The organism is Albimonas donghaensis (assembly GCF_900106695.1).
GTDB lineage: Bacteria > Pseudomonadota > Alphaproteobacteria > Rhodobacterales > Rhodobacteraceae > Albimonas > Albimonas donghaensis.
The window spans coordinates 325,763-351,209 of sequence record NZ_FNMZ01000002.1; the positions used below are offsets into that span (position 1 = coordinate 325,763).

Genomic DNA, 25,447 nt, shown 5'->3' on the forward strand with positions numbered 1-25,447 from the left:
GTATGTCCGGCGGAGGCTCAGCGGTTGACCAGCCGCCAGAAGCGATGCGCCCCGATGCGCTGCCCCCCGTCGGCGGATCGGGTCCAGAACGGCAGGATCCGGGTGGTGTGGAACATGTTGGCGCCGTTGGTGGGGTCCTCGCTCTCGCCGGCCAGCGCCTCGCGGGCGATGCCGACCATGCGCGCGGCCTGGTGAGGGTTGGTCATCTCGTCCGAGCGGCCGTCGCAATACCAGCTGAACTGGCAGGGCCGGGTCTGCCCGCCCTCGCGCACCACGCCGCAGACCGTGTCGGGGAACTGCGGATGCGCCACGCGGTTGAGCACCACATGCGCCACCGCCTCCACCTCCCGATCCCGCTGGGAGCGGGCTTCGAAATAGAGCGCGCGCGCGAGGCACATCATCTCGTCCGGATCGGGGTCGTGATCGACCGCGCCCGCCCCGCGCGCGACGCCCTGGGGCGGTTTGACCTCCTGCATCGACAGGCCGACATCGCCGTCGCTCTGCGAAACCCGGATGGTCCGCGGACCCTGTTCGCAGGCCGAGACCAGCGCCGCCGCCGCGATAAACGCGATCGTCGCGATGAGCTTCATTCGCCACCTTCCGCCAAGGCCCCCGCCTCGCCGTCGATTTGGCGCCGCGAACGGCGACTCGCAAGCGCGCTCCGGGGTCGCGGGGCGGGGGGCGGGGAGAGGAGGGGAGAGGAGGGGAGAGGAGGGGAGAGGAGGGGAGAGGAGGGGAGAGGAGCGGGGCGTGAAAGGCCACGGCCTGCGCGTCTTCAGGGAACATGAAAACGCGACCCGCGCAGGTCGCGCGCGGATCGCGTCGTTCTCCGGCCGCCGTCGCCCCCCCATCGGAGCTTCGGCGCCGGCGTGTCGCCCGGCCGTCACCGTCCCACGAACCGGCGCACCCCCGGGGCGCCGGTCCTTCCCGCCCAGGGCCGGGGCGCGGCGATCAGAGCGCCGAGACGATTTCCATCACCAGCTTGCCGTCGGGCTTGATCGGGCCGTCCTCCTTGGCGCCGAGCGTGTACTCGAACACCCCGGTCTTCATGCCGCCGTCTTCGGAATGGATCATCAGCATGAACTTGTCGCCCGGCGACGCCGGCTCGGTCAGCAGGGCGGCGACGTCGGTGTTCTCGCCGGCGCGCAGGGGGGCGTAGCCGACCACCGGGCCGGGCTTCATGTCGTCGCCGGTGCGATGCACGACCATCCAGCCATTGGCGCCGGCGACGATCATCTCGGCCGAGATCACGCCGTTGGACATGTCCTGATCCATGGCCTTGACCATCGGCATGCCGTCGGCATGGGCGGCGCCGGCGAAGAGGCCGGCGGCGGCGGCGAGGGCGAAGGCGAAACCGGTCTGGGTTCTGGGCATCGTGGCTCTCCTGTTCCGTGTCGCGGGCCTGGGGTCGGCCGGCGTTCGAAACCAGATACGGGCCGGGTTCGGGAAAGTTTCACCGATCACGCGCAGGTCATCGCCGCGTGATCGACGCGCGCCGCCGCGCGCCCGTTCCGGCGACGCGGCGCCGGAAACGAAAACGGCCCCGGCGCATCCGCCGGGGCCGAGGATCACGCCGCGCAGGCGGGGATCAGTAGCGGTAGTGCTCGGGCTTGAACGGGCCGGCCGGGGTCACGCCGATATACTCGGCCTGCTCCGTCGACAGCTCGGTCAGCTTCACCCCCAGCTTGGCGAGATGCAGCATGGCCACCTTCTCATCCAGATGCTTGGGCAGCACGTAGACCTCGTTCGAATACTGGTCGCCGCGGGTCCACAGCTCGATCTGCGCCAGCACCTGGTTGGTGAAGGACGCGGACATCACGAAGGACGGATGCCCGGTGGCGTTGCCGAGGTTCAGCAGGCGGCCTTCCGACAGCAGGATCATCCGGGCGCCCGAGGGCATCTCGATCAGGTCCACCTGCGGCTTGATGTTGGTCCATTTCAGGTTCTTCAGGTTGGCCACCTGAATCTCGTTGTCGAAATGGCCGATGTTGCCGACGATGGCCATGTCCTTCATCTCGCGCATGTGCTCGATGCGGATCACGTCCTTGTTGCCGGTGGTGGTGATGAAGATGTCCGCGGTCTTGACCACGTCCTCCAGCGTCGCCACGGCGAAGCCGTCCATCGCCGCCTGCAGCGCGCAGATCGGGTCGATCTCGGTCACGATCACCCGGGCGCCGGCGCCGCGCAGCGAGGCGGCCGAGCCCTTGCCCACGTCGCCATAGCCGCAGACGACGGCGACCTTGCCGGCCATCATGGTGTCGGTGGCGCGGCGGATGCCGTCGACCAGCGATTCCTTGCAGCCATACTTGTTGTCGAACTTCGACTTGGTCACCGAGTCGTTCACGTTGATCGCCGGGAACGGCAGGTGGCCCTTCTTCATCATCGAATACAGGCGGTGGACGCCGGTGGTGGTTTCCTCCGACACGCCCTGGATCATGGCGCGCTGCTTGACGAACCAGCCGGGGGTCTTCGCCATGCGCTTCCTGATCTGGGCGAAGAGGTATTCCTCCTCCTCCGAGGTCGGGGTCTCGATCAGCGCGGTCTCGCCCTCTTCGACGCGGGCGCCCATGAGGATGTAGAGCGTGGCGTCGCCGCCGTCATCGAGGATCAGGTTGCAGCCGCCCTCGGGGAAATCGAAGATCCTGTCGGCGTAGTCCCAGTATTCCTCCAGCGTCTCGCCCTTCACGGCGAAGACCGGGATGCCGGCGGCGGCGATGGCCGCGGCGGCGTGGTCCTGGGTGGAGAAGATGTTGCACGAGGCCCAGCGGACATCCGCGCCCAGGGCGGCGAGCGTCTCGATCAGCACCGCGGTCTGGATCGTCATGTGGAGCGAACCGGCGATCCGCGCGCCCTTGAGCGGCTGAGAGGGCCCGAACTCTTCGCGCAGCGCCATCAGGCCCGGCATCTCGGTCTCGGCGATGTCGAGCTCGATGCGGCCGAACTCGGCCAGGCTGATGTCCTTGACGATGTAATCGGTCATGCGGAGGTCTCCTTGGGGGGGCCGCTGGGGGCGTCGAAGAACGGGTTAGCAGGTGCAGCGTAACGGAGCAACGCGACCGGACGCGACAGGTGGGAGCGTTTGCGCTGAATTGGACGCAGACGGATAGGCGAGGCCGCGCCGGCAGGCCCGCGCCCGCGGCGCGCGCGGCGGCCGCTTCCCGCCGCGTCCCCCTCGACGCCGGGGCGCGGGGCGGCTAACCCTCCGGCCGAAACCGCCCTGCCGAAACGCCCCGCCCGCCAAGCCTGAAGGAACCCCCATGTCCGGCACGCCCCCCCGCGCCTGGCAGCGCATGCTGTCCGGGCGCAGGCTCGACCTGCTCGATCCCTCCCCCATGGATGTGGAGATCGAGGACATCGCCCATGGCCTCGCCTTCGTCGCCCGCTGGAACGGGCAGACCAGGGGGGAATGGCCGTTTTCGGTGGCCGAGCATTCGCTGCATGTGGAGGAGATCTTCGGGCGCGTCTCGCCCGATCCCTGCCCCGCCAAGTGGCGGCTGGCGGCGCTGCTGCACGACGCGCCGGAATACGTGATCGGCGACATGATCTCGCCGTTCAAGACCGCGCTGGGGCTGGACTACCGGGAATTCGAGGACCGGCTGGAGCGCGCCGTGCATGTGCGTTTCGGCCTGCCCGCGGCCACGCCCAAATCGGTGAAGGCCCGCATCAAGCGCGCCGACCGGGCCTGCGCCTGGTTCGAGGCGACGCAGCTCGCAGGGTTCTCGGAGGCGGAGGCGGACAGGTTCTTCGGCCGCCCGAAATTCGAGGGCGCGGCGGAATGGCGGATCGCCCCCCGATCTCCGGCCGAGGCGAGGGCCGCGTTCCTGGAGCGGTTCGAGGCGTTGCTCGCGCAGCTCTGATCCCGGGCGGGCGCAGGGCGGGTTCGCCCCCGCCCCGCCCGCGCCGCCGCGCCCCCCGGTCAGGCGGCGAAGCGTTTGTCGAGCGCCCGCAGACCGCCCTCGAAAATGCCCGCGACCATGGCGTCCGCCTCCGGGTTCTCGCTGTCGAAGCTGGCCGACCACCAGACCCGGCAGCCGCTCTCATGCGGGAACACGGTGAGGGTGGCGAGGTAGTTCTCCACCGGCAGGGCGCCTTCCTCGATGGTGTAGCGGTGAAGGTGGGGGCCTTCCTCGACCAGCCGTTCGAGGAACAGCGCGCCGGAGGTCGCCTTGACGTGACGGTGGACGTCGCCGCCGATTTCGACGCGCTCGCAGCTTTCGACGCCGGGAACCCAGGACTTCAGATCGCAGAAGTCGCCGATCACCGCCCAGACGGTCTCCACCGGGACCGAGAGGTCCAGCCAGCGCTCGACGCGGTCGGTTTTCTTGTGGTGCTCGGTCATGACGGTCTCCGGATGCTGCGGCCCCCGGCGGGAGGTCGGGGGCCGCAGCATAGGCTTGCGGGCGAGGGCGGCAAGGGGAGGAAGGCGCCGCGTCGGCGATGCGCCGGCGGCGACCGGACGCCCGCGGCGCGCGGCGGCGGGGACGCTTGCGGAACCGTCTCGGGGCGCCGGGCGGGGGGATCGGGGCGGGGGAGCGCGCGGCGCGGGCGCGGCGGGCGCGGCCCGAACGAAAACGGCGGCCCCGGAGGGCCGCCGTTCGCATGTCGTGTCGGGACCGGCCCCGGGCCTCAGCCCTGCGGCTGCGGGGCCATGCCGTCGCCGCCGCGGGGGCGCTTGCCCGCCTTGGGGATCGAGGCGATTCCCGGAGCGCCATGGCCGCCGGAGGGCGCTTCGCCATCGTCGTCGGAGCGGTCCAGGGTCTCGCCCCGGATCACCGCGGCGATCTCGTCCCCGGTCAGGGTCTCGTATTCCAGCAGGCCCTGGGCCAGCCGCTCGAGATCCCCGGCCTTTTCGGTCAGGATGCTCTTGGCCTTCTCGTAACCCTCGTCCACCAGGCGCCGGACCTCGGCGTCGATGACGCGCTGGGTCTCGGGCGAGGCGGAGGTCTGCCCGTAGCCGGTCCCCAGATAGGACTGCTGCTCGTTCGCGTAGTCGATGTTGCCCAGCTGCTCGGACATGCCGAACTGGGTGACCATCGCCCGCGCGATGCGGGTGACCTGCTGGATGTCGGAGGCCGCGCCCGAGGTCACCTTGTCGGCGCCGAAGATCAGCTCCTCGGCCACCTTGCCGCCCATCGCCATGGCGATCTTGGAGCGATACTTGGTGTAGCTGACCGAGAGGTGATCCCGCTCCGGCAGAGACAGCACCAGCCCCAGCGCGCGGCCGCGCGGGATGATGGTCGCCTTGTGGATCGGGTCGTGGTCGGGGACGTTCAGGCCGACGATGGCGTGACCGGCCTCGTGATAGGCGGTCAGCTTCTTCTCGTCCTCGGTCATGACCATGGACCGGCGCTCGGCCCCCATCATCACCTTGTCCTTGGCCTTCTCGAAGTCGTCCATGGTGACGAGCCGCTTGCCGAGCCGCGCCGCGGTCAGCGCCGACTCGTTCACCAGGTTGGCGAGATCGGCGCCCGAGAAGCCGGGCGTGCCGCGCGCGATGACCTTGAGGTCCACGTTCGGGGCCAGCGGCACCTTGCGGGCGTGGACGTTGAGGATCTTCTCGCGGCCCATGACGTCCGGGTTCGGCACCACGACCTGACGGTCGAAGCGGCCGGGACGCAGCAGCGCAGGGTCGAGCACGTCGGGTCGGTTGGTGGCGGCGACGAGGATCACGCCCTCGTTCGCCTCGAACCCGTCCATCTCCACCAGCAGCTGGTTGAGGGTCTGCTCACGCTCGTCGTTGCCGCCGCCATAGCCGGCGCCGCGATGGCGGCCGACGGCGTCGATCTCGTCGATGAAGACGATGCAGGGCGCGTTCTTCTTGGCCTGCTCGAACATGTCGCGGACGCGCGACGCGCCGACGCCGACGAACATCTCCACGAAGTCGGAGCCCGAGATGGTGAAGAACGGCACCCCGGCCTCGCCGGCGATGGCGCGGGCCAGCAGCGTCTTGCCCGTGCCCGGCGGGCCGACGAGCAGCGCGCCCTTGGGGATCTTGCCGCCGAGGCGGGAATATTTCTGCGGCTCCTTGAGGAACTCGACGATCTCCTCAAGCTCCTCCTTCGCCTCGTCGATGCCGGCGACGTCGTCGAAGGTCACCTTGCCGGAACGTTCGGTCAGCAGCTTGGCCTTGGACTTGCCGAAGCCCATGGCGCCCCCGCGGGAGCCGCCCTGCATGCGGTTGAGGAAGAAGATCCACACGCCGATCAGGATCAGCATCGGCAGCCAGAAGCCCAGCGTCGACAGCAGGCCGGAGGACTGCTGCGGCTCGACCCGGATCTCGACGCCATGGGCGCGGAGGTCGGGGATCACGTCGGCCCCGCCCGGCTGGATGGTCTGGAACTCGGCGCCGGTGCCGAGGCGCCCGGTGATGCGTTCCCCGTCGATCAGGACGGAAGCGACCTGGTCGTTCTCAACCCTCTCGAGGAAGTCCGAGTAGGTGATGCGGGCCCCTTGGGTGCTGCCGCCGCCTTCCTGGAAAACGCTGAACAGCGCCACCAGCAGGAGGATGACGGCGGCCCAGAAGGCCAGGTTCTTGGCGTTGCCCACTCTGAACTCCGATTCGATTGGCCGGTCGCTCTGGTCACATAGGTATCACACGCGGGGTATCAACGCGCGGACCCGGATCATTTCATTCGATGGAAGGACTATCGCGAAATCCGGGCGGGAAGAAGGTCATGGACGGTCGCAGCGCCGAGCCCGGCGAGAGGGGCCGCGATCAGGGCGCCGTCGCGGCGCAGGCAGGGGGCGGCGGCGCGGGCCGCGCGGGGGGCGGCGGCCCAGGTCTCGGGCGGGGTCCAGGCGGTTTCCGGATCGCGGGCGAGGCGGGTCAGCGCGATCAGTCCCGGCTCTCCCAACGCGCCGATCACGATGTCGCCAGACCCAACTTCCGGTTGCATTTCAGGCGGTTCCACCTGCCAGCGCGCATCCCAGGGGCCGGGCGCCGCGACCGCGGGCGGGGCGGCGGCGGGCTCCCGGTGCAGGCGGATGGCGGGGCGGGGGCCGTCCTCGGCCGAGACCAGGCAGCCGCCCAGGGCGCGGGCGGGGGCGGGTCCGGGGGCGCGCAGCCCGGCCTCCAGCGCCGCCAGCGCCGCGGCGCGCGGAGGATGCTCGGCGCCTCCGGTCAGGCGGATCAGCCGCCCCAGAAGCCGCCGGGTCAGGGCGGGAGGCGCGGCGCGCAGCCGCGCCCGGTCGAGAATCAGCTCCCCCGCCCCGCCGATGCGCAGGGCGGCGGCGGCGAGCGCCGCGACCTCGCCCCCGATATGATCCGCATCGGCCGCGAGCCGCGCGGCGGTGGCGGCCAGGCCTTGCGCCTCGATCCCCAGCGGCGCCAGCAGCCCCAGCGCCCGCCGCGCCCGAACCCGGTCGCGCGTCGGGTCGTCGTTGGAGGGGTCGTCGAACCACCCCTGCCCCGCGTCGCGCAGCACGGCGCGCAGGTCTTCGCGCCCCACGCCCAAGGCCGGGCGCAGCCAGCGGGCGCCGGCGCGAACGGCGTCCTCGCGCATCGCCGCCAGCCCGTCGAGCCCGGAGCCGCGGGCCAGCCGCATCAGCAGCGTCTCGGCCTGGTCGTCGCGCGTATGGCCCAGCGCCACGGCCCCCAGCCCCCGGTCCCGCGCCCAGCCGGCGATCAGCGCGGCGCGGGCGTCGCGGGCGGCGGCGGCGAGGTTGCGGCCGGGCGCGGGCTCGGCCCAGGCCAGCGTCGCGTGGGGCAGCCCCAGCCGGGCGCAGAGCCGGGCGACGGCGCGGGCCTCCTCCGCCGCTTCGGCGCGCAGGCGGTGATCGACGGTGGCGACCTCCAGCCGGCGGGCGGGATCGGCGGCGGCCCAGCCGCGGGCGACCAGCAGCAACGCCAGGCTGTCGCCGCCGCCGGACACCGCGACGCCGAGGCGCGGCGGGGCCAGCGCCTCCAGCCGGTCGCGCAGGGCGGCGCGGGTTTCGGCGGCGCGGGCCGCGTCGTCGGGGCCGGCCCGCGGGGCGGGCGGAAAATCAGGGACGGTCATGGAAAGGCCGCGAAAGCGGCGGCGCGCGCCGCTCCGACCGGAGGTCCGGCCGGAGCGGACGGCTCAGCGGCAGCCGATGCGCTGACGCTCGGCATCGGCGGCGCCCACGAGCTCGCTCGCGTCGGGAAAGCGCTTGGCCACCTCGGCGAGGGTCAGGCAGGCCTCCTGCCCCTTGTTCAGCGCGGCGAGGGCCGAGCCGAGCCGCAGCAGCGACTCCGGCGCGTCCGGCCCCTGCGGCCAGGTCTGCACATAACCGAGATAGATCTGCGCGGCGGACCGGGTCTCGCCCAGTTCCGACAGCGACCGGCCCAGGATGAAGCGCGCCCGCGGGGTCAGCGGCCCGGACGGGTTCTGCTCCAGGAACTCGCCGACCAGCTTGCGCGCGGTGGTCGGGTCGTCATTGGCCAGCGCGGTCTCGGCCTGCTCCAGGGTGAGCTTTTCGGACACCGCGACCGGCGGAGCGCCGGCGGACAGCGCCGCGGCGATGCCGCCCAGCGCCACCGGATCGCCGACCATCCCGGCGTCGCCGCCTTCCTGCATGGTCAGGCGGTAGTCGAGGTCGTTGATCCGCTGCCCGCCATCGCGGGCGATGCGGTCGATCTTGGCCTCCAGCTCCTGCACCCGGCCGGTGAGGCGCCGCACCTCCTCGCCCAGCGCCTGGATCTGGGCGGCCTGGGCGCCGCCGCTCTGGGCCGCGGCGGGTCCGGGGACCAGCATCGTGGCCAGAGCGGGCGCGAGCGCCGCCCCCGCCCCGGCCGCAAACAGCGGCAGGGACAGGAACAGCGCCCGAAGGCCCGGCATGGCGCGGACGGGACGCGCCCCGCCCGCCGCGACGGCGTGACAGACGCGGACGGGAAGGGCCTGCGCGCCCCGACCCCCGTCCCGCGGATTCTCCGCGCTCGCCGTCCCGAGGCCCCCCGCCCCGGTCAGGCGACGCTCCTTGCGCCGCGCGTCCATGATCAGCTCGTCGGGCCGTCGGTCATCACGGTCACGCCGCGACGGTTCAGGCTCCAGCAGCTCTCGGCCGAGCACAGGGCTTCCGGACGCTCCTTGCCGAAGGTGACGGAGGACAGACGCCCGGCGGGCACGCCCTCGGCCACCAGGAAGTTGCGCACCGCGGAGGCGCGGCGGGCGCCCAGGGCGAGGTTGTACTCACGGGTGCCGCGCTCGTCCGCGTGGCCCTCGATCACCGCGGTGCGGGTCGGGTTGTCGAGCAGCCAGGCGGCCTGGCGGCGCAGGGTGGACTGGGCCTCGACGTCCAGCGTCGAGCGGTCGGTGCCGAAGAACACCCGGTCGCCGACTTCGGCGTTGAAATAGGCCACCGAGCTCGGGTCGAGCGACTGCGGGGCGGGGGCGACGGAGGTGGTCTCCGGCGTGTTGGTGGAGCAGGCGGCGAGGCCGAGGGCCATAAGGCCGAAGGCGAGGGGGCGGATCAGGTTCATGGTCTCAATCCTGTGCTGCGCTGCGGACATCCGCGGCGCGATGTGGTGTTTCGGGCGCGCAGAGCCCGGATGCAATCCCCGCGGCGGGATGCCGCGAGTCATTCCCGCGGCCGGAGCCGGGAGCGGGAGCGGTCGCCGGCGGTCCTGGGAGCCGCCGGGATTCACATGCGGCCAGGGCCGCCGAGGTCAAGCGCGACGCGGGCCGCTTTTCCGACGCCGGGCGGCGGGGCCGTCCGTCACGGGGCTTGCGCCCCGCGGGCCGGCCCCGCCCCCGGATCAGGGGAGCAGCGCGGACCAGGACGGGTCGGAGGCCGCCCCGGGCATCGCCGCCCGGCGCAGGTTGCGTCCCGTCGCGTCCACCCGCCAGACCTGCGGCGCGCTGGCGGCGCCCGGCCCTTCGCGGAAGAACATCAGGACCCGGCCGTTGGGCGCCCAGGTCGGGGCCTCGTCCAGCCAGGAGGCGGTCAGCAGCCGCTCCTGGCTGCCATCGGTGCGCATCACGCCGATATGGAACCGGCCGCCCAGCATCTTGGTGAAGGCTATCAGGTCTCCGCGCGGAGACCAGACCGGGGTGCCGTAGCGTCCGTCGCCGAAGCTGATCCGGGTCGCGGTCCCGCCGCCCGCCGGCATGACGTAGAGCTGCTGCGCCCCGCCCGCGTCGCTTTCGAACACGATCTGGGTTCCGTCGGGCGAATAGGACGGCGCGGTCTCGATCGCCGGACCGGAGGTCAGCCGACGCAGGGAGCGGCTGGCCAGCGTCATCTCGAAGATGTCGGTGTTGCCCCCGTCCGACAGCGACATCAGCACCCGCCCGCCATCGGGCGAGAAGCGCGGCGCGAAGGACATGAAGGGGAAGGAGCCGAGCACCTCGGACCGCTGGGCGCGCAGGTCGTGGATCACCACCTTCGGCACGCCCGTGGCCCAGGAGATGTAGACCAGCGATTCGCCCGTGGGGGAGAATCGCGGGGTCAGCGCCAGCGACCGCCCATCGGTGATGTAGCGGACATTGGCGCCGTCCTGATCCATGATCGCGATGCGCTTTTCGCGGGCGTTCTTCGGGCCGCTCTCGGCCACGAAGGCGACGCGGCTGTCGAAATATCCCGGCTCGCCGGTCAGGGCGAGGTGGATCTGGTCGGCGATCTTGTGGGCGATGCGGCGCGCATCGCCGGGCGCCGCGCGCAGGGCGATGCCCTGGCCCAGCGGCTGGCCGCCGAACACGTCCCAGAGCTGGAAGCGCGCGGACAGCCGCCCGTCGTCGCCATAGCCCAGCTCGCCCACGCCCAGCGCCTCGGCGTTGATCACCCGCCAGTTCTCGAAGGCCGGCCGCGCGTCGACCGAGCCGCCGGGGGCGAGATAGGCGTTGGGGTCGATGACCCGGAACAGGCCCGAGCCGGTGAGATCCGCGGCGATCACCGCGCGGACTTCCTGCGCGATCCCCTCGGCGCCGGCGCCGGGGGCGAATTCGGGCAGCGCGATCGGCATCGGCTCGATCACGCCTTCGGTGATCTCGATGCGCAGCGGCTCCTGGGCGGCGGCCGGCGCGGGGAGAATCCCCCAGGCGGCCGCGCCGAAGGCGGCGAAGATCAGGGCCGCGGCGCCGGCGGCTGCGCGCAGCCGGGCGCCGGAATGGCGGCGGGCGGTGGTCACATCGATACCCCTCGTCCGGGATTGAACACGACCTCGATCACCTTCCACCGCTCATAGGATTCGGCGGGCAGGTCGAAGCCCTTGGAACCCGCTCTCTGCGCCGCGATGCGGGCGGCGTCCATGGCCACCTTCCAACGCGGGTCCGATGGCGAGCGGGGAGACACGAAGCTCGGCTGGCCGACCATCTTGCCGGACCGGTCGAGGGTCATGCGCAGGGTCACCACCAGCTCCTCGTAGTTGGGGAGCGTGATGACGCGGTTCTGGCGCCAGTATTGCTGGATCCCGAGCTTCACGCCCTCCACCTGGCCCGACGTCAGCGCCGGGCCCAGCGCCGCCTGCGTGGTCTGGCGCGGCGCGGCCGTCCCGCCGCCGCCGGACTGCGCCGCGGGCTTGGGCGCGGGCTTTTCGGCGGGCCTGGTCTCGGGTTTCTTCTCGGGCTCCGCCGCGGCGACCTCGGTCGGCGGCTGCTCCGCCGGCGCGGACCGGGAGGGCGGAACCGGACGGCCGGCGGGCGGCGCGCTGGCCACGGGGGCGCGCGTGTCCTGGTCCGACTGCTCGTCGGCCTCGGTCACGATCTGGGCCGCGGCCTCCTTCGGCGCGGCGGCCTGGGTCTCGGGCCGCGGCGGGGTCGGGGTGGTGTCGAGCGTCGGCCGGCTCTCGGGCGTGGCCTTGTCGGCCTCGGCGATCACCGGGGACTTGGGCGCGGGCGTCGGCGCCACCCGGTCCGAGGGCCGGGGCGCGGCGGCGTCCGGCGTCACCGGCGCATCGCGCTGGGGCGCGTCCGGGCGGTCGGGCCCCGCGGGCAGCGGCAGCGACATGGAGGCGACGCCCGACGGCGTCTCCACCGGCGCGGTCGGCGCGGGGGCGTTGTTCCGCGGCCGCGAGGCGGGCGGCGTCGGGCGTTCCGGCGCGGCGTCGGGGCGGGCGGGAGCCTCGGCCCGATCCGGCGCGGGGGCGGCGTCGCCAGGGGCGCGGGCGGGCGGCGCGTCGGCGTTCAGCCCCTCGGGCGCGGGGGCGTCGGTCCCCTCCCGCGGGGCGACCAGCGGCGCGGTCTCGCCCCGCGGGCCTTCCGGCGCGGTGGAGACCATGGCGTCGAACTGCGCGCCGGAGATGATGTCCACATCGGCGATGCGCACCGCCTGCGCCTCATCCGCCTGGAACAGCGGCCCGCCGAAGATCACCAGCGCCACCAGCGCCCCGTGGACGCCTGCGGACACCCACAGGCCGCGCCCGGTCTCGGCGCGTTCGTCCTCCGGCCGGGGCGGCCGGCGCAAGGGGCGGGCGGTGGTCATCAGTTGGCCTGCGGGCTCGGGTCGGTGACAAGGGAGATGGAGCGGAAGCCGCCGGCGGACAATGCCGCCATGACCTCCACGATGCGTCCATAGGCGAGCCCCTGGTCGGCGCGCAGGAACACCTGGTCCCCCCGCCGCTCCGAGGCGATGGCGGCGAGGCGCGCGGCGATCTCGCCGGGCGGGACCTCCACGTCCATCACATAGGCCTTGCCGTCGCCGGAGAGCTGCACGGTCAGCGGCTCCTCCTGCTGATGAGGCAGCGGGTCGGCGACCGCCTGGGGCAGTTCCAGCGGCACGCCGGTGGTCAGCAGCGGCGCGGCGACCATGAAGATGATCAGCAGCACCAGCATCACGTCCACGAAGGGCGTGACGTTGATCTCCGACATCGGACGATGCCGCGCCCGCCGGCCACGGCCGCCCCCGCCGCCGCGAGGCTGGATCGAGGCGCCCATGGCTCAGCCCTCCCGTCGTTGCATCTGGCGGTCGAGGATGGCGCCGAACTCGTCGGCGAAACTGTCCATCCGCCCGACCAGCCGGTCCGCCTGGCTCGACAGGTGATTGTAGAGCACCACCGCCGGGATCGCCGCCAGCAGGCCCAGCGCGGTCGCCAGCAGCGCCTCGGCGATGCCGGGCGCCACGACGGCGAGGTTGGTGTTCTGCGACATGGCGATGTTCTCGAAGGCGTTCTTGATGCCCCAGACCGTGCCGAACAGCCCGATGAAGGGCGCCACCGAGCCGGTCGTGGCCAGCGCGCCCAGCCGGGATTCGAGCGACTCGGCCTCCCGCTGGATGGCCACCGACATCACCCGCCCGATGCGCTGGTCGGCGCCGGCGATCAGCTTGCCTCCGGGGGCGTGGGACTTGCGCCACTCCCCCATGCCGGCGACGAATATCCGCTCCAGCGCCGAGCGCGGCCGGTCGCCCAGCCGCTCATGCAGCTCATCGAGCGGCTGGCCCGACCAGAAGGCGTTCTCGAACATCGCCGCGTCCCGGCGCGCCTTGCCGTAGCGCATGAATTTCGAGATCGCCACCGCCCATGACCAGATCGACGCCGCGATCAGCAGCACCATGACGATCTGCACGGTCAACGTCGCGCGCAGGAACAGCGCGGTCAGTGAAAAATCCATGTCGTGCGCCGCCGCGAGGGCGCTTGTCGCCTGCTCTGGGTCCATGCCTCGTCCCCTGCTCCGCCTCCGGCCGGCCCGTCTTTTTGGCGGGGCCGGTCCGGTGCGCATCCCGTGGGTCCCTCCAATGGGACCCCGCTCCGGAAACGCATCCTACAGCAAGGCTTGCGGGTGAAACAGAAGGGCGGCGGCAATGTGACCATTCGGCGCCCGCGCGCGGCTTGCTCAAGACGCCGCAGGGGGGGCGGCGGGCGGGGGCCGCGGAACGCTGCGGCGCCCCCCGACCTCGCGCCCCCCTGCCCTTCGGCCCGGAGCGCCGTTCAGCCGCGCTCGGGGGCGAGCGCGGCGCGCAGGTCGGCGGGCAGCCGGGCCGGGCGGCCCTCGACGGTCATGCAGGCGATCCGGGCCGTGGCGCGGTTGAGCGTCTCGCCGTCGCGCAGCACCTCCTGCGTCATCTCCAGCGAGGCGCCGCGCAGGGCGCCGATCCCGGTCCGGATCTCCAGCAGGTCGTCGAAGCGGGCGGGGACGAGATAGTCGAGCGCGAAGCTCCGCACCACGAAGACCAGCCCCGCGGCCTTCATCGCCACCTGGTCGATGCCGAGATCGCGCAACGCCTCGGACCGTCCGCGTTCGTAGAAACGCAGGTAGTTGGCGTAGTAGACGACGCCGGCGAGGTCGGTGTCCTCGTAATAGACGCGGACGGAGATCGTGTGGGGCGGGCGAGAGGTCATGGCGTTCCGTCCGATTTCACAAGGCCCGAGAATCCCGCGACCGCGAGCAGCGACAGCCCCCAGCCCAGCGCGATATGGACCCAGAGATACCACCGCGCGGCGCGGGCGAAAGGCCATTCGGCGCTTTCGTCGGGGATCCAGTAGTCCTGCATCTCCAGGTCCACGATGGGCAGGAGCGTGTCGAGCGAATAGACGAAGGCGTTGAACTCCGGGTATTTGGCGCCCTCCGGCTGGGCGAGGAAGCAGGCGAGCCGGGTCTGACCGGACGCGCGTCGCCCCTTCAGCGTCTCGCCCGTGCCGGCATCATGCACCGGAGCGCCCAGCGCGGCGCCGCAGGCCACCCATTCGTCGGCGCGCAGGGTGTAGCCGGTGTTGGGCTTGAGCGCGCCGTTCCGCTCGGCCGCGTAGAACATCGCGAAGCCGATCAGGGCCAGCCCCGCCAGCCAGACGAAGGCCAGCATCGGCGCGCGTCCGTAGCGCACCGTGACGGCGAAGGCCGCGTCCCGCAGCCAGAACAGCGCCCGAGGCGCGGCCCCCATCTTCGCCCGCCGCGCGACGCGTTGCAGCTTCTCCTTGCGGATCAGCACCGTTCGTGCGTCGGCGACATGCCCCATCTCGCGGAACACTTTCGCGAGCTGCTCATAGGGTTGCGGCCAGAAGTCCTGCCCAAACCGCGCCTCGTCCTGCAGCGCCAGCCAGTCGAGCCGGCTGCGCGCATCTACAGGGCTTGAGATAAAGGCGTCGTAGCAGCAGCGGTCTAGCATGAGCTCACCGACCGAGGGCCAAGAGGCCGCCTCGACATCAATGTAACCAAATCTCGAGTTCGTCATGTCGAGGGTGCCGCACACGCGAGTTTCGCCACGGAGGATGAGCCCACCCGTGACCCAGGCATCCCGAACCATCAGTGCGACCCCATACTCCTTGCGAAAAGACGACCCCACGCAAATGAGGTCATGCTTTAGCCTGGCATGGAGCAAACGAGCTGCGCCACGCACCTCTGTTCGTGTCAGAAGCACGTCGCCCTCTACTTCAATGGCGTCCGCATTGAGCGCAGCTCCATATTCTTGCTCAAAATAAGCGGAGTCACAGTCGAAGTTTCCGCCCAGCCGCGCGCCGGGGAACCGCGCCTCGCCCTGCACCACCGCCCCGCGCAGGAACACGGAGCCCCGCGTCTCGAGCCCGTCGGCGGTCAACGCGAAGCCCCCCTCCCGCTCGAACCGCGCGCCGACGCAGTCCAGGTTCCCGCCCAGCCGCGCACCGGGGAACCGCGCCTCGCCCTGCACCACCGCCCCGCGCAGGAACACGTCGCCCCGCGTCTCGAGCCGGTCGGCGTCGATGCCCGGAAGATGCGAGCCAATGAGGCTGAGGTTGGCGAGGCGGGCCGAAAGCAGCAGCGGCGGCGCGTCGAAGCGGCAGTCGAGAAGGCCGAGGTCGAGGTCGATCTGCGGGCCGCGCAGGTCGAGCAGGCCGGCGATCCAGGCGCCCTGGATGTGCAGGCCACTTGGCGGCGGGGCGGCGCCTTCGCAGCCGCCGCGGGCGAGGACGGCGACGAATTCGGCGCGGATCTTTCGGGTATCGTCACCCTCGGTCGGCAGATCCCCGCCGATCACCACATCCTCGTCCTCGGCCATGCGGGCGAGGACCCGGGCCTCGGCCGGAAGGAGATTTCCGAAACGGGTGCGGAGGGCGGCGGGGATGATCATGGGATGAACGATCCTCCGCCCCGGTCGCCGCGTCAATCCGGGACGCTCAGGCCGAGCCCGCCGCCCGCGCCGGGCCCCGCCCCGCCCCTCGGCCGGCCCGTCAACCGTCGAAAAGACCGCCCGGACGCGGCTCCGGCGTCGGCGGGCGGGGCGGCTCCAGCCCCAGGTGGCGCCAGGCGCGGGCGGCCAGCATGCGGCCGCGGGGGGTGCGCTGGATCAGGCCGGATTGCAGGAGGAACGGCTCGATCACCTCCTCCAGCGCGTCGCGGGCCTCGGACAGGGCGGCGGCGATGGTCTCGATGCCGACCGGGCCGCCATTGTAGTGGTCCGACAGCAGACGCAGGTATCGCCGGTCCCCCGCATCCAGCCCGAGGTCGTCCACCCCCAGCCTTGTCAGCGCCCGGTCGGCGATGGCGCGGGTCACGGTTCCGTCCCCCTCCACCACCGCGAAATCCACCACCCGGCGCAGCAGCCGCCCGGCGATGCGCGGCGTGCCGCGGGCGCGGCGCGCGATCTCCTCGGCCCCGTCGGGGGCGGCGGGGGCGCCCATCAGGCGCGCGCCGCGGGTCACGATCTTCACCAGGTCGGGAATGTCGTAGAATTCCAGCCGCACCGGGATCCCGAACCGGTCCCGCAAAGGCGTGGTCAGCAGCCCCAGCCGCGTCGTCGCCCCGACCAGCGTGAAGGGCGGCAGGTCGATGCGCACGGTGCGCGCCGCCGGCCCCTCGCCGATCACCAGGTCCAGCGCGAAATCCTCCAGCGCGGGATACAGGATCTCCTCCACCGCCGGGTTCATGCGGTGGATCTCGTCGATGAACAGCACGTCGCGCGCGTCCAGGTTGGTCAGGATCGCCGCCAGGTCCCCGGCCTTGGCCAGCACCGGGCCCGAGGTCATGCGGAAGTTCACCCCCAGCTCCCGCGCCACGATCTGCGCCAGCGTGGTCTTGCCCAGCCCGGGAGGGCCGTGGAACAGCGTGTGGTCCATGGCCTCGCCCCGCATCCGCGCGCTTTCGATGAAGACGCGGAGGTTGGCGCGGGCCTCGGGCTGCCCCACGAAATCGTCGAGCGTCTGGGGGCGCAGCGCGCGGTCGGCCTCGTCGCCCGGGCGGGCGTCGCGGTCCACCAGACGGTCCGGATCGGGCAGGCGGTCCGGGTCGGGAGCGGGAACGGGCATGGCGCGGGCCTCAGCGGACGGGCGAAAGCGCGCGCAGGGCGGCGCGTATCAGGGCGGCGGGCTCGGGCGGGCCGGGCTCGGCGTCGGCGGCCTCCATCACCGCGGCGGCGGCCTGGCCCTCGGGATAGCCGAGATTGACCAGCGCCGACAGGGCGTCGGCCTGGGCGGCGGCGGAAGCGGCGGCCTCGACCTGCGCGGCGGAGGGCGCGGCGGGTTTGCGGCCCTTCTTCGGGGCGGCGGCCGGGGCGTGAGCGGAGGCCGGCGCGGCGGGCGCCGCCTCCGGATCATCGACCAGCGCCTCGGCCAGCGCCGGACGCGCGCCCCGCGCCCCCATCGCCATCACCGTCGGCGCCTTGGACCGCAGCTCCAGCACCACGCGCTCCGCCAGCTTCGGCCCCACGCCGGGCGCCCGGCGCAGCGCGCCCGCGTCGCCCAGCCCGATGGCCCGGCCGACCCCGTCCGTCCCCAGCAGCCCGAGCATGGCCAGCGCGTGCTTCGGCCCCACCCCCTGCACGGAGACCAGCAGCCGGTGCCATTCCTTCTCCACCAGCGTCGGGAAACCGTAGAGCTGCATGAGATCCTCGCGCACCACCATCTCGGTGTAGAGCGCGGCGAACTCCCCCGGCCCCGGCAGCGCGGCCAGCGTCCGGGTCGAGGCGTGGACGACATAGCCGACCCCCGCCGCCTCGATCAGCACGTGATCCTCGGCGATATAGTCGATGCGGCCCGAGATCTTGCCGATCATCGCGCGGCCCTCCCGGTCCCGGAGGCCGCGGCCAGCGCCGCCTCCAGCCGTCCGCCGGCGCGGGAATGGAAGGCGTGGCACAGCGCGATGGCCAGCGCGTCGGTGGCGTCGGGGCCGGCGAGCGTGGCGGTGGGGAGCTGAAGGCGCACCATGTGCTCCACCTGCGGCTTGGCGGCGTGGCCGACCCCGACCACCGCCTTCTTCACCGCGTTGGGCGCGTATTCGGCCACCGGCAGCCCGGCGCGCGCCGGCACCAGCAGCGCCACCGCCCGCGCCTGCCCCAGCTTCAGCGTCCCGGCCGCGTCCTTGTTGACGAAGGTATGCTCGACCGAAGCCGCCTCCGGCGCCATCCGCGCCACCACGTCCGTGAGCTGGTCGAACAGGCTCAGCAGCCGGGTCGCCAGATCCTCGCCCCGCGATTCGCAGACCCCGTTCGCGACATGGGAGATTCGCCCCGAGACGCTCTCGATCACCCCCCAGCCGGTCCGTCTGAGCCCCGGGTCGATCCCGATGATCCGCATGCGTCCGCCTCTTTCGCGTGGAATTTTCGGAGAACTAGCACGAAAGGCGAACATCTGGCCAGCGAAAGGGGTCGGATCGGTGACGGTTTCGAGACGGTCCGAGGCTGAAACCGACACGGGAACGTCGGAAACCGACCTCGCGCAACCAACTGTAAACGAACAGCTTTCTCCTATGCGCAGTGCGCATGGGTCCCATGCGAAAACGGGGATTGCCTAAAGATGCGGCGCCCCCTAGATGCGGCTGGCGCGGGACGGAGGCGAGCGATGAAGCCTCCGCCCCGCGTCGGCTTTTCGCCTGACATGCCGTCCGTTTCCGCCGTCCCTGCCTTGAGGTCCCGACCATGGCCAACATGACCGTCAACACCCCCGCCCTGCCCCGCGGCGCCGTGCTCATCCACTCGATCATCTGCGCGTTCGAGTCGGTGGTCGCCGCCGCCCAGACCTGGAACGCCCGCCGTAGCACCGCGTCGGAGCTGGCCAAGCTGTCGCGCACCCAGCTGTCGGACATCGGCCTCGAAGGCATCACCTCGGACGATCTGTCGGCGCGCCTGCGCCGCTGACGACACGACCGACCTCAAGGGGTCAGGCGGCGCCGCCTCCGCGATGCGGAGGCGGCGTTTTTCGTTTCCGGGGGGAAGGTCGCGGGGGAGGGTCGCCGGGTAGGGTCGCGGGGGAGCCGTTCCGGGGCGGCGCCCGCCGATGCGCGGCCCCGCGACCGGCGCGCGCCCGTCCCGACGACGTTGCGGCCCCGCTCAGACCTTGAGCAGGCGCAGACCCGCTCAGCCCTTGAGCAGCAAAAGGGTGGTCCAGCCTTCCAGCCGGATACGATCGACCCGCTGGAAGCCGTGCCCCGCGAACATGACCTCGACGCCGCGGGCCTGGTCGTGCAGCAGGCCCGACAGCACCGCATAGCCGCCGGGCGCCGTGACCTCGGAGATCTGCGGGGCCAGGCGCTTGAGCGGGTTGGCGAGGATGTTGGCGAAGACCAGCCCGTAGGGGCCGGCGTTCCGGATCACCGGGGCGCGCAACCCGTCGGCGCGGGCGATGCGCATCCAGGGGGAGAGGCCGTTGGCGATGGCGTTGGCCCGCGCGGTGCGGACCGCCACCGGATCGATGTCGGTGGCCACGACGACCGACCGCCAGGCGGCGGCGGCGGCCATGCCCAGCACCCCGGTGCCGCAGCCCACATCCAGCGTGCGGCGGCTGACCAGCCCCTCCTTCAGCAGCCGCTCCAGCGCCAGCAGGCAGCCGCGGGTGGTGCCGTGATGGCCGGTGCCGAAGGCCATGGCGGCCTCGATCTCCAGCCCGACCTTGTTGATCGGGATGTCGGCGGCGTCATGGCCGCCATGCACCACGAAACGGCCGGCCTCGACGGGGGAAAGCTCGCGGCGCACCTGGGCGACCCAGTCGGTCTCATCGAGCTTCGAGACCGCGAAGGGCCGGGCGCCATGGGCGGCGGCCAGCAGGGCGAGCGCGACCTCGTCGGGTTTCTCTTCGTAATAGGCGCCGACCTCCCAGAGGCCGGAGCCGTCCTCGACCTCCAGCACCGCGAGCGCGGTGGGCTCGAGGTCCAGCGCCTCGACATCCTCGCCCAGCGCGTAGGCGGCGGCTTCGCCGGGAAGGGTGGTGAGGGCGGTCCAGGTGGTCATCGCGGCGTCTCCGTTGGGGCGGGGCCGGGATGCGGCGCCGGGGCGGTCGCGTCAAGCCGGGGTTGGGCGCGGAGACGCAGGGAGGCGCCGCGCAGAGCGCGCGCGGGCGGCGACGAGGCGCCCGCGGCGCGCGGAACCGGGGGCGCGGGGGGCGCCGTCGCCCGGCTCTCCCGGACGGGCCCTTGCAGATCAGCCCTCCGAGTCGAGCCCTCCGAGTCGGGGCCTCCGGGACGGGTCCCTGGGGGCCGGGCCCTGCGCCGGGGGCCACACGAGGACCGTACGGGGCGCGGTCCGGGCGCGGCAACCCCGCGCCGAAGGCGCCCGCCCGAAGGCCAGTCATGGCCGGAGAAGACGGCTCGCCCCGCAGGGGCTCCGCCGAAGTCCCGCCCGCGCCCTCAGGCGCCGACGCCGATCGGGCAGGTCACGCCGGTTCCGTCCACGCCGCAATAGCCGCCCGGATTCTTGGACAGGTATTGCTGGTGATAATCCTCGGCGAAGAAGAACGGGCCGGTGGGCTGGATCTCGGTCGTGATCCTGCCGTAGCCCGCCGCCTTCAGCCGCTGCTGGTAGGCGTCGCGCGAGGTCTCGGCCGCGATCTTCTGGCTGTCGCCGGAATAATAGATGCCCGAGCGGTACTGGCTGCCCACGTCATTGCCCTGGCGCATGCCCTGGGTCGGGTCGTGCCCCTCCCAGAAGGTCTGCAGGAGGCGGTCGTAGGAGATGACCGAGGGGTCGAAGGCCACCAGCACCGCCTCGGTGTGCCCGGTGCGGCCGGTGCAGATCTCGCGGTAGGTGGGGTTGGGGGTCAGCCCGGCGACATAGCCGACGGCGGTCACCCATACGCCATCGAGGGTCCAGAAGCGGCGCTCCACCCCCCAGAAACAGCCCATGGCGAAAACCGCGGTCTCGATCCCCTCGGGGAACGGACCCTGGAGCGGGCGTCCGGATACGTGGTGCAGTTCGGCGGTGGGGATCGGGTCGGGACGACCCGGCAGCGCGGTGGCGGCGGTCGGCAGGTCGTCGGCTTTGCGCATGAAAAACATTCGGCGTCTCCTCCGGCGTGAGGCCCCAATGTAAGGGCTCGGGACGGTCCCGCCTAGCCCCACCCGCGACAATTCGGCGCGAGGCGCGGCGGCGCGCGCCATCTCGCTGTCCTCGCGCCCCCCCCGCCGAGGGAGCGCCGCGTCCTCCGCCGCGCCCGTGGAGAACTTCCGCCCGCGGCGCGTCCAGCCCCTGGCGCCCGTGGCCAGGTCCCCAACCGGCGCCGCTCCCCCCGGTTCCGCCGGCGCCGCCCCCTCCGCGCGCCGCGGGCGTCCCGGTCCAACCCGCGGGCGGGTCGACGCGGCGCCCCGCAGGCGACCTGCGCCGGCCCGTCCCGCCGCGCGGAACATATAAAGAACGCCCCTTTCCCCGGCGCCCCGTCCGCGCTACCCTGCCGCCCATGACCTCCGCCTCAGATTTCGACGCCTTCGACGCGTTAGAGGACGCCGCCGAGATGTCCCTCTCGGCCCGCGCCATGGCCGCGCGGCCGACGCCCTATCTCGACGGGCTCAATCCGCCCCAGCGCGAGGCGGTGGAGACGCTGGACGGCCCGGTCCTGATGCTCGCCGGCGCGGGCACCGGCAAGACCCGCGCGCTCACCGCCCGCATCGCCCATATTCTCAACCAGGGCCGCGCCCGCCCGTGGGAGATCCTCGCCGTCACCTTCACCAACAAGGCGGCGCGCGAGATGAAGCACCGGGTCGCGGACCTGATCGGCCAGCCGGCCGAGGGGATGCCCTGGCTCGGCACCTTCCACGCGCTCTGCGCCAAGATGCTGCGCCGGCACGCGGAACTGGTCCACCTGAAGTCCAGCTTCTCGATCCTCGACACCGACGACCAGCTGCGCCTGATCAAGCAGATCCTCCAGGCCGAACAGATCGACGACAAGCGCTGGCCCCCGCGGATGATGGCGAGCCTCATCGACCGCTGGAAGAATCGCGGCTGGCGGCCCGAGCAGCTCCCCTCCGACGAGGCCCACGCCTTCAATCGGCGCGGGGGCGAGATCTACGCCATGTACCAGGCCCGCCTGCGCAGCCTGAACGCGGTGGATTTCGGCGACCTGCTGCTGCACATGATCACCATCTTCCAGACCCATCCGGACGTGCTGGAGCAATGGCGCCACCGCTTCCGCTACGTGCTGGTGGACGAGTATCAGGACACCAACGTCGCCCAGTATCTGTGGCTCCGCCTGCTGGCGGCGGGGTCGCGCAACATCTGCTGCGTGGGCGACGACGACCAGTCGATCTACGGCTGGCGCGGGGCGGAGGTCGGCAACATCCTCCGCTTCGAGAAGGACTTCCCCGGCGCCCGCGTCATCCGGCTGGAGCAGAACTACCGCTCCACCCCCCATATCCTCGCCGCCGCCACCTCGGTCATTCACGCCAACGAGGAACGCCTCGGCAAGAGCCTGTGGACCGAGGCGCACGAGGGCGAGAAGGTCCGCCTCATCGGCCATTGGGACGGGGAGGAGGAGGCCCGCTGGATCGGCGAGGAGATCGAATCCTTCCAGCGCGGAACCCGGGGCATCGCGCCCCTGGGGCTCGACTCCATGGCGATCCTGGTGCGCGCCGGCTTCCAGATGCGGGTGTTCGAGGACCGCTTCCTGACCATCGGCCTGCCCTACCGGGTCATCGGCGGCCCGCGCTTCTACGAACGGCGCGAGATCCGGGACGCCATGGCCTATTTCCGGCTGGCGGTCTCGCCCGATGACGGGCTGGCCTTCGAGCGCGTCGTCAACAATCCCAAGCGCGGGATCGGCGACAAGGCGCAGCAGACCATCAACCTCACGGCGCGCGAAGGCGGGCTGACCCTGGTCGAGGGCGCCCGCGCGCTGGTCGCCTCCGGCGGGCTGACCGCCCGGCCGCGCAAGGCGCTGGGCCAGCTGATCGACGGCATCGACCGCTGGCACGCCGCCTGCGCGTCGGGCGCCGACCATATCGCGCTGGCCGAAACCATCCTGGATGAAAGCGGCTACACCGACATGTGGAAGGCCGACACCTCGCCCGAGGCGCCCGGCCGGCTGGAGAACCTGAAGGAACTGGTGAAGGCGCTGGACGGGTTCGAGAACCTGCAGGGCTTTCTCGAACATGTCAGCCTGGTGATGGACAACGAAAGCGATGACGGGACCGAGAAAGTCTCGATCATGACGCTGCACGCCGCCAAGGGGCTGGAGTTTCCGGCCGTGTTCCTGCCGGGATGGGAGGACGGTCTGTTCCCCTCGCAGCGGAGCATGGACGAGAGCGGGCTGAAGGGGCTGGAGGAGGAACGCCGCCTCGCCTATGTCGGCCTGACCCGCGCGCGCGAACATCTGGTGGTGAGCTTCGCCGCCAACCGCGCCATCTACGGCCGGTGGCAGAGCGCCCTGCCCTCCCGCTTCATCGACGAGCTTCCCGCCGACCATGTCGAGGTGCTGACCCCGCCGGGCCTGCACGGCCACCCGGCGGCGCGGGCGGCGGCGCAGGGCGCGGTGGGGAACATCCCCGGCGTCATGCGCGGCTCGGAGCTGGAGGAGCGGGCGACGCGCACCGACGCCTACAACTCGCCCGGCTGGCGCCGGATGCAGTCGCGGGCCGGAAAACGCCCGATGAGCCAGCCGCGGGACTCCGCGCATCTGGTGATCGACGCCGAGGCGATCCCGACTTTCGAGGTCGGCGTGCGGGTCTTCCACCAGAAATTCGGCTACGGCGCGGTGGAGGCGGTGGAGGGCGACAAGCTGACCGTCGCCTTCGAGAAGGCCGGAACCAAGCGCATCGTTGCGAAGTTCGTCACCGCCGCCGACGACGCGCCCTTCTGAACCCGCCCGCGCGGCCCCGCGGTTCCAACGCCGCGCGCCGACCCGCGCGCCGGCGGCCCCCTCGCGCCCGCGCGGCCCAGAGCCGGAAGCGCACGCGGCGCCGTCTCCAGCCGGCCGGCCGCGCCGCGAACATGCAGGCGTCCCCGCCGCCGGACGCGGCAGACCCGAAGGCCGCTTGCGGCCGGAGACATGGGAACGCCCCGCAGGGGCGCCGCCGAATTCCGCTCCGCCGCAATCAGGTCGCGCCGGCGCCGTGACCTCGCCCCCGGACGTGCTACCTTCCCGCGCATGACCCTGATCGACGCCTCGCCCGCCGCGCCGCCCCGACCGCGCCATCCGATCCCGCCGCGTCCCGATCCCGGAGCGCGACGCCTGGCGCTCGCGCTCGAAAGCGCGCTGGGCACGCCGTTCTCGCCGGGCAACCGGGTCGACGTGCTGCGCAACGGGGACCAGATCTTCCCCGCCATGCTCGACGCCATCGCCGCCGCCCGGCGGCGCATCGAGTTCCTCACCTTCGTCTACTGGCAGGGCGAGATCGCCGAGCGCTTCGCCGAAGCCCTCGCCGCCCGCGCCCGCGACGGGGTGGAGACGCTGGTGGTGCTGGACGGGTTCGGCGCGCGGCCGATGAGCTCGAACCTGGTGACCCTGATGCAGGACGCCGGCGTGCAGGTGCGCTGGTTCCGCCCCCTGCCGCGCCTCAAGCTCTGGCAATCCGACAACCGCACCCACCGCAAGGCGCTGATCATCGACGGGCGCGTGGGCTTCACCGGCGGCGTCGGGATCGCGGCGGAATGGGAGGGGAACGCCGACGGGCCGGACCATTGGCGCGACACCCATTTCCGCATCCGGGGCCCGGCGGTGGCCGGCCTTCGGGCCGCGTTCTACGAAGACTGGATGGAATCGGGCGGCGATCTCGGCCCCTTGTTCACCGTGGCCCCGACCCCAACGCGCGTCCGCCCCGGCGTGGACGAAACCGGCGGGACGCTGGCTCAGGTGGCGCCGGCGGGGGCCTCGGTCGGGCTGAACTCCATCGCCCGGCTGCACAACGCGCTGATCCGGCTGGCGCGCCGGCGGCTGCGCATCTGCACGCCCTATTTCTCCCCCGACCAGACCATGGCCGACCTGCTGGAGGCCGCGGCCAGGCGCGGCGTCGAGGTGCAGGTGATGATGCCCGGCCCGATCATCGACAAGCGCCTGTCCGAGCTTGCCGGCGCCGAGCACTGGGAACGGCTGATGGCCGCCGGCGTCACGCTGATGCAGTATCAGCCGACGATGCTGCACGCCAAGCTGATCACCATCGACGGGCGGCTGGCCTCGATCGGGTCGGCCAATTTCAACCAGCGCTCGCGGCTCAAGGATCACGAAGTGGCGGTGAACCTGCTGGACGCGGAGATGTGCGCCCTGCTCGACGGCCATTTCGAGCAGGACCTCGAACTCTGCGAGCCGGTCTGCCCGCGGCGCTGGGGCAGGCGGTCGATGCTGCGCCGGGCGCTGGAAGCCGCGGCGTCGCCGCTGCGCTCCCAGGCCTGACGGGTCCGGCCCGCCCCGCCCCGCCTGTTCGGCCCCGCTGTTCGGCCCCGCCTGTTC

Annotated in this window: 23 protein-coding genes; 4 read left to right on the forward strand and 19 right to left on the reverse strand. The window is 72.3% G+C overall.

Annotated features, from left to right (window positions below):
* Nucleotides 1–17 precede the first annotated feature (17 nt).
* The 3 genes from BLV24_RS07400 to ahcY form a co-directional block, all read right to left on the reverse strand.
* Nucleotides 18–590, reverse strand: a complete 573-nt coding sequence (locus BLV24_RS07400) for a cell wall hydrolase (protein WP_143040249.1) — start codon at nt 588–590, stop codon at nt 18–20.
* 361 nt (nt 591–951) lie between these two features.
* On the reverse strand, nt 952–1,374 hold the full coding sequence (locus BLV24_RS07405; RefSeq protein WP_092680540.1) for a DUF7282 domain-containing protein: 423 nt from the start codon (nt 1,372–1,374) through the stop codon (nt 952–954).
* 214 nt (nt 1,375–1,588) lie between these two features.
* Nucleotides 1,589–2,980, reverse strand: a complete 1,392-nt coding sequence (gene ahcY, locus BLV24_RS07410; RefSeq protein WP_092680541.1) for an adenosylhomocysteinase — start codon at nt 2,978–2,980, stop codon at nt 1,589–1,591.
* A 277-nt stretch (nt 2,981–3,257) separates the two neighbouring features.
* On the opposite strand from ahcY, the gene BLV24_RS07415 reads away from it, so the two are divergent.
* Nucleotides 3,258–3,857: an HD domain-containing protein gene (locus BLV24_RS07415; RefSeq protein WP_092680542.1), complete on the forward strand. Its 600-nt coding sequence runs from the start codon at nt 3,258–3,260 to the stop codon at nt 3,855–3,857.
* A 59-nt stretch (nt 3,858–3,916) separates the two neighbouring features.
* Here the strand turns inward: BLV24_RS07415 and BLV24_RS07420 are convergent, their stop codons facing one another.
* The 14 genes from BLV24_RS07420 to ruvC all read right to left on the reverse strand — a co-directional run bounded on the left by BLV24_RS07420 (nt 3,917) and on the right by ruvC (nt 18,376).
* Nucleotides 3,917–4,339 (reverse strand): SRPBCC family protein, encoded by a 423-nt coding sequence (locus tag BLV24_RS07420; protein WP_176954668.1) that lies wholly within the window; start codon nt 4,337–4,339, stop codon nt 3,917–3,919.
* A gap of 287 nt (nt 4,340–4,626) precedes the next feature.
* Nucleotides 4,627–6,546 carry an ATP-dependent zinc metalloprotease FtsH gene (ftsH, locus tag BLV24_RS07425; RefSeq protein ID WP_092680544.1) on the reverse strand — a complete coding sequence of 640 codons (1,920 nt, stop codon included), beginning with the start codon at nt 6,544–6,546 and terminating at the stop codon, nt 4,627–4,629.
* A 98-nt stretch (nt 6,547–6,644) separates the two neighbouring features.
* Complete coding sequence (tilS, locus tag BLV24_RS07430; RefSeq protein WP_092680545.1) at nt 6,645–7,997, reverse strand: tRNA lysidine(34) synthetase TilS; 1,353 nt, start codon at nt 7,995–7,997, stop codon at nt 6,645–6,647.
* Between the two features lie 63 nt (nt 7,998–8,060).
* Nucleotides 8,061–8,798, reverse strand: coding sequence for a tetratricopeptide repeat protein (locus BLV24_RS07435; protein WP_143040250.1), 738 nt, complete (start codon nt 8,796–8,798; stop codon nt 8,061–8,063).
* Between the two features lie 158 nt (nt 8,799–8,956).
* Nucleotides 8,957–9,439, reverse strand: a complete 483-nt coding sequence (gene pal, locus BLV24_RS07440) for a peptidoglycan-associated lipoprotein Pal (RefSeq protein WP_092680547.1) — start codon at nt 9,437–9,439, stop codon at nt 8,957–8,959.
* A 276-nt stretch (nt 9,440–9,715) separates the two neighbouring features.
* Nucleotides 9,716–11,026 carry a Tol-Pal system beta propeller repeat protein TolB gene (gene tolB, locus BLV24_RS07445; protein ID WP_092680966.1) on the reverse strand — a complete coding sequence of 437 codons (1,311 nt, stop codon included), beginning with the start codon at nt 11,024–11,026 and terminating at the stop codon, nt 9,716–9,718.
* Nucleotides 11,027–11,082: 56 nt separating this feature from the next.
* A complete protein-coding gene (locus tag BLV24_RS21935) occupies nt 11,083–12,378 on the reverse strand; it encodes a cell envelope integrity protein TolA (RefSeq protein ID WP_092680548.1) in 1,296 nt (431 codons plus the stop codon).
* Complete coding sequence (locus BLV24_RS07455; RefSeq protein WP_092680549.1) at nt 12,378–12,830, reverse strand: ExbD/TolR family protein; 453 nt, start codon at nt 12,828–12,830, stop codon at nt 12,378–12,380. Before BLV24_RS07455 ends, BLV24_RS21935 begins: the two co-directional genes overlap by 1 nt.
* A gap of 3 nt (nt 12,831–12,833) precedes the next feature.
* Nucleotides 12,834–13,505, reverse strand: coding sequence for a protein TolQ (gene tolQ, locus BLV24_RS07460; protein WP_245710445.1), 672 nt, complete (start codon nt 13,503–13,505; stop codon nt 12,834–12,836).
* Nucleotides 13,506–13,822: 317 nt separating this feature from the next.
* Complete coding sequence (gene ybgC / locus BLV24_RS07465; protein WP_092680551.1) at nt 13,823–14,233, reverse strand: tol-pal system-associated acyl-CoA thioesterase; 411 nt, start codon at nt 14,231–14,233, stop codon at nt 13,823–13,825.
* Nucleotides 14,230–15,936 carry a hypothetical protein gene (locus BLV24_RS07470; protein WP_092680552.1) on the reverse strand — a complete coding sequence of 569 codons (1,707 nt, stop codon included), beginning with the start codon at nt 15,934–15,936 and terminating at the stop codon, nt 14,230–14,232. Before BLV24_RS07470 ends, ybgC begins: the two co-directional genes overlap by 4 nt.
* Nucleotides 15,937–16,036: 100 nt before the next feature.
* A complete protein-coding gene (gene ruvB / locus BLV24_RS07475) occupies nt 16,037–17,110 on the reverse strand; it encodes a Holliday junction branch migration DNA helicase RuvB (protein ID WP_092680553.1) in 1,074 nt (357 codons plus the stop codon).
* Nucleotides 17,111–17,120: 10 nt separating this feature from the next.
* Complete coding sequence (ruvA, locus tag BLV24_RS07480; protein WP_092680554.1) at nt 17,121–17,855, reverse strand: Holliday junction branch migration protein RuvA; 735 nt, start codon at nt 17,853–17,855, stop codon at nt 17,121–17,123.
* Nucleotides 17,852–18,376 carry a crossover junction endodeoxyribonuclease RuvC gene (gene ruvC / locus BLV24_RS07485; RefSeq protein ID WP_092680555.1) on the reverse strand — a complete coding sequence of 175 codons (525 nt, stop codon included), beginning with the start codon at nt 18,374–18,376 and terminating at the stop codon, nt 17,852–17,854. The genes ruvA and ruvC overlap by 4 nt, the downstream gene beginning before the upstream one ends.
* 341 nt (nt 18,377–18,717) lie before the next feature.
* Between ruvC and BLV24_RS07490 the strand changes: the two genes are divergently transcribed.
* On the forward strand, nt 18,718–18,936 hold the full coding sequence (locus BLV24_RS07490) for a YjiS-like domain-containing protein (protein ID WP_092680556.1): 219 nt from the start codon (nt 18,718–18,720) through the stop codon (nt 18,934–18,936).
* Between the two features lie 219 nt (nt 18,937–19,155).
* On the opposite strand, the gene BLV24_RS07495 is transcribed toward BLV24_RS07490, so the two are convergent.
* Nucleotides 19,156–20,025, reverse strand: coding sequence for a 50S ribosomal protein L11 methyltransferase (locus tag BLV24_RS07495; RefSeq protein WP_092680557.1), 870 nt, complete (start codon nt 20,023–20,025; stop codon nt 19,156–19,158).
* Between the two features lie 395 nt (nt 20,026–20,420).
* On the reverse strand, nt 20,421–21,068 hold the full coding sequence (msrA, locus tag BLV24_RS07500) for a peptide-methionine (S)-S-oxide reductase MsrA (protein WP_092680558.1): 648 nt from the start codon (nt 21,066–21,068) through the stop codon (nt 20,421–20,423).
* A gap of 398 nt (nt 21,069–21,466) precedes the next feature.
* Between msrA and BLV24_RS07505 the strand changes: the two genes are divergently transcribed.
* Together BLV24_RS07505 and BLV24_RS07510 are read left to right on the forward strand one after the other, a co-directional pair.
* Nucleotides 21,467–23,860: an ATP-dependent helicase gene (locus BLV24_RS07505; RefSeq protein ID WP_245710446.1), complete on the forward strand. Its 2,394-nt coding sequence runs from the start codon at nt 21,467–21,469 to the stop codon at nt 23,858–23,860.
* A gap of 288 nt (nt 23,861–24,148) precedes the next feature.
* On the forward strand, nt 24,149–25,390 hold the full coding sequence (locus BLV24_RS07510; RefSeq protein WP_176954669.1) for a phospholipase D-like domain-containing protein: 1,242 nt from the start codon (nt 24,149–24,151) through the stop codon (nt 25,388–25,390).
* Nucleotides 25,391–25,447: the final 57 nt, after the last annotated feature.

Excerpts from the sequence above, each read along its gene's own strand:
- BLV24_RS07415 (WP_092680542.1), top strand. The coding sequence starts at position 3,258 with ATGTCCGGCACGCCCCCCCGCGCCTGGCAGCGCATGCTGTCCGGGCGC.
- BLV24_RS07505 (WP_245710446.1), top strand. The coding sequence starts at position 21,467 with ATGACCTCCGCCTCAGATTTCGACGCCTTCGACGCGTTAGAGGACGCC.
- tolQ (WP_245710445.1), bottom strand. The coding sequence starts at position 13,505 with ATGGATTTTTCACTGACCGCGCTGTTCCTGCGCGCGACGTTGACCGTG.
- BLV24_RS07490 (WP_092680556.1), top strand. The coding sequence starts at position 18,718 with ATGGCCAACATGACCGTCAACACCCCCGCCCTGCCCCGCGGCGCCGTG.
- BLV24_RS07435 (WP_143040250.1), bottom strand. The coding sequence starts at position 8,798 with ATGCCGGGCCTTCGGGCGCTGTTCCTGTCCCTGCCGCTGTTTGCGGCC.
- BLV24_RS07470 (WP_092680552.1), bottom strand. The coding sequence starts at position 15,936 with ATGATCATCCCCGCCGCCCTCCGCACCCGTTTCGGAAATCTCCTTCCG.
- BLV24_RS07510 (WP_176954669.1), top strand. The coding sequence starts at position 24,149 with ATGACCCTGATCGACGCCTCGCCCGCCGCGCCGCCCCGACCGCGCCAT.
- ruvC (WP_092680555.1), bottom strand. The coding sequence starts at position 18,376 with ATGCGGATCATCGGGATCGACCCGGGGCTCAGACGGACCGGCTGGGGG.
- BLV24_RS07495 (WP_092680557.1), bottom strand. The coding sequence starts at position 20,025 with ATGACCACCTGGACCGCCCTCACCACCCTTCCCGGCGAAGCCGCCGCC.
- msrA (WP_092680558.1), bottom strand. The coding sequence starts at position 21,068 with ATGTTTTTCATGCGCAAAGCCGACGACCTGCCGACCGCCGCCACCGCG.
- pal (WP_092680547.1), bottom strand. The coding sequence starts at position 9,439 with ATGAACCTGATCCGCCCCCTCGCCTTCGGCCTTATGGCCCTCGGCCTC.
- BLV24_RS07405 (WP_092680540.1), bottom strand. The coding sequence starts at position 1,374 with ATGCCCAGAACCCAGACCGGTTTCGCCTTCGCCCTCGCCGCCGCCGCC.
- ybgC (WP_092680551.1), bottom strand. The coding sequence starts at position 14,233 with ATGACCTCTCGCCCGCCCCACACGATCTCCGTCCGCGTCTATTACGAG.
- ruvA (WP_092680554.1), bottom strand. The coding sequence starts at position 17,855 with ATGATCGGCAAGATCTCGGGCCGCATCGACTATATCGCCGAGGATCAC.
- BLV24_RS07420 (WP_176954668.1), bottom strand. The coding sequence starts at position 4,339 with ATGACCGAGCACCACAAGAAAACCGACCGCGTCGAGCGCTGGCTGGAC.
- ruvB (WP_092680553.1), bottom strand. The coding sequence starts at position 17,110 with ATGCCCGTTCCCGCTCCCGACCCGGACCGCCTGCCCGATCCGGACCGT.
- tilS (WP_092680545.1), bottom strand. The coding sequence starts at position 7,997 with ATGACCGTCCCTGATTTTCCGCCCGCCCCGCGGGCCGGCCCCGACGAC.
- BLV24_RS21935 (WP_092680548.1), bottom strand. The coding sequence starts at position 12,378 with ATGACCACCGCCCGCCCCTTGCGCCGGCCGCCCCGGCCGGAGGACGAA.
- BLV24_RS07455 (WP_092680549.1), bottom strand. The coding sequence starts at position 12,830 with ATGGGCGCCTCGATCCAGCCTCGCGGCGGCGGGGGCGGCCGTGGCCGG.
- BLV24_RS07400 (WP_143040249.1), bottom strand. The coding sequence starts at position 590 with ATGAAGCTCATCGCGACGATCGCGTTTATCGCGGCGGCGGCGCTGGTC.
- ahcY (WP_092680541.1), bottom strand. The coding sequence starts at position 2,980 with ATGACCGATTACATCGTCAAGGACATCAGCCTGGCCGAGTTCGGCCGC.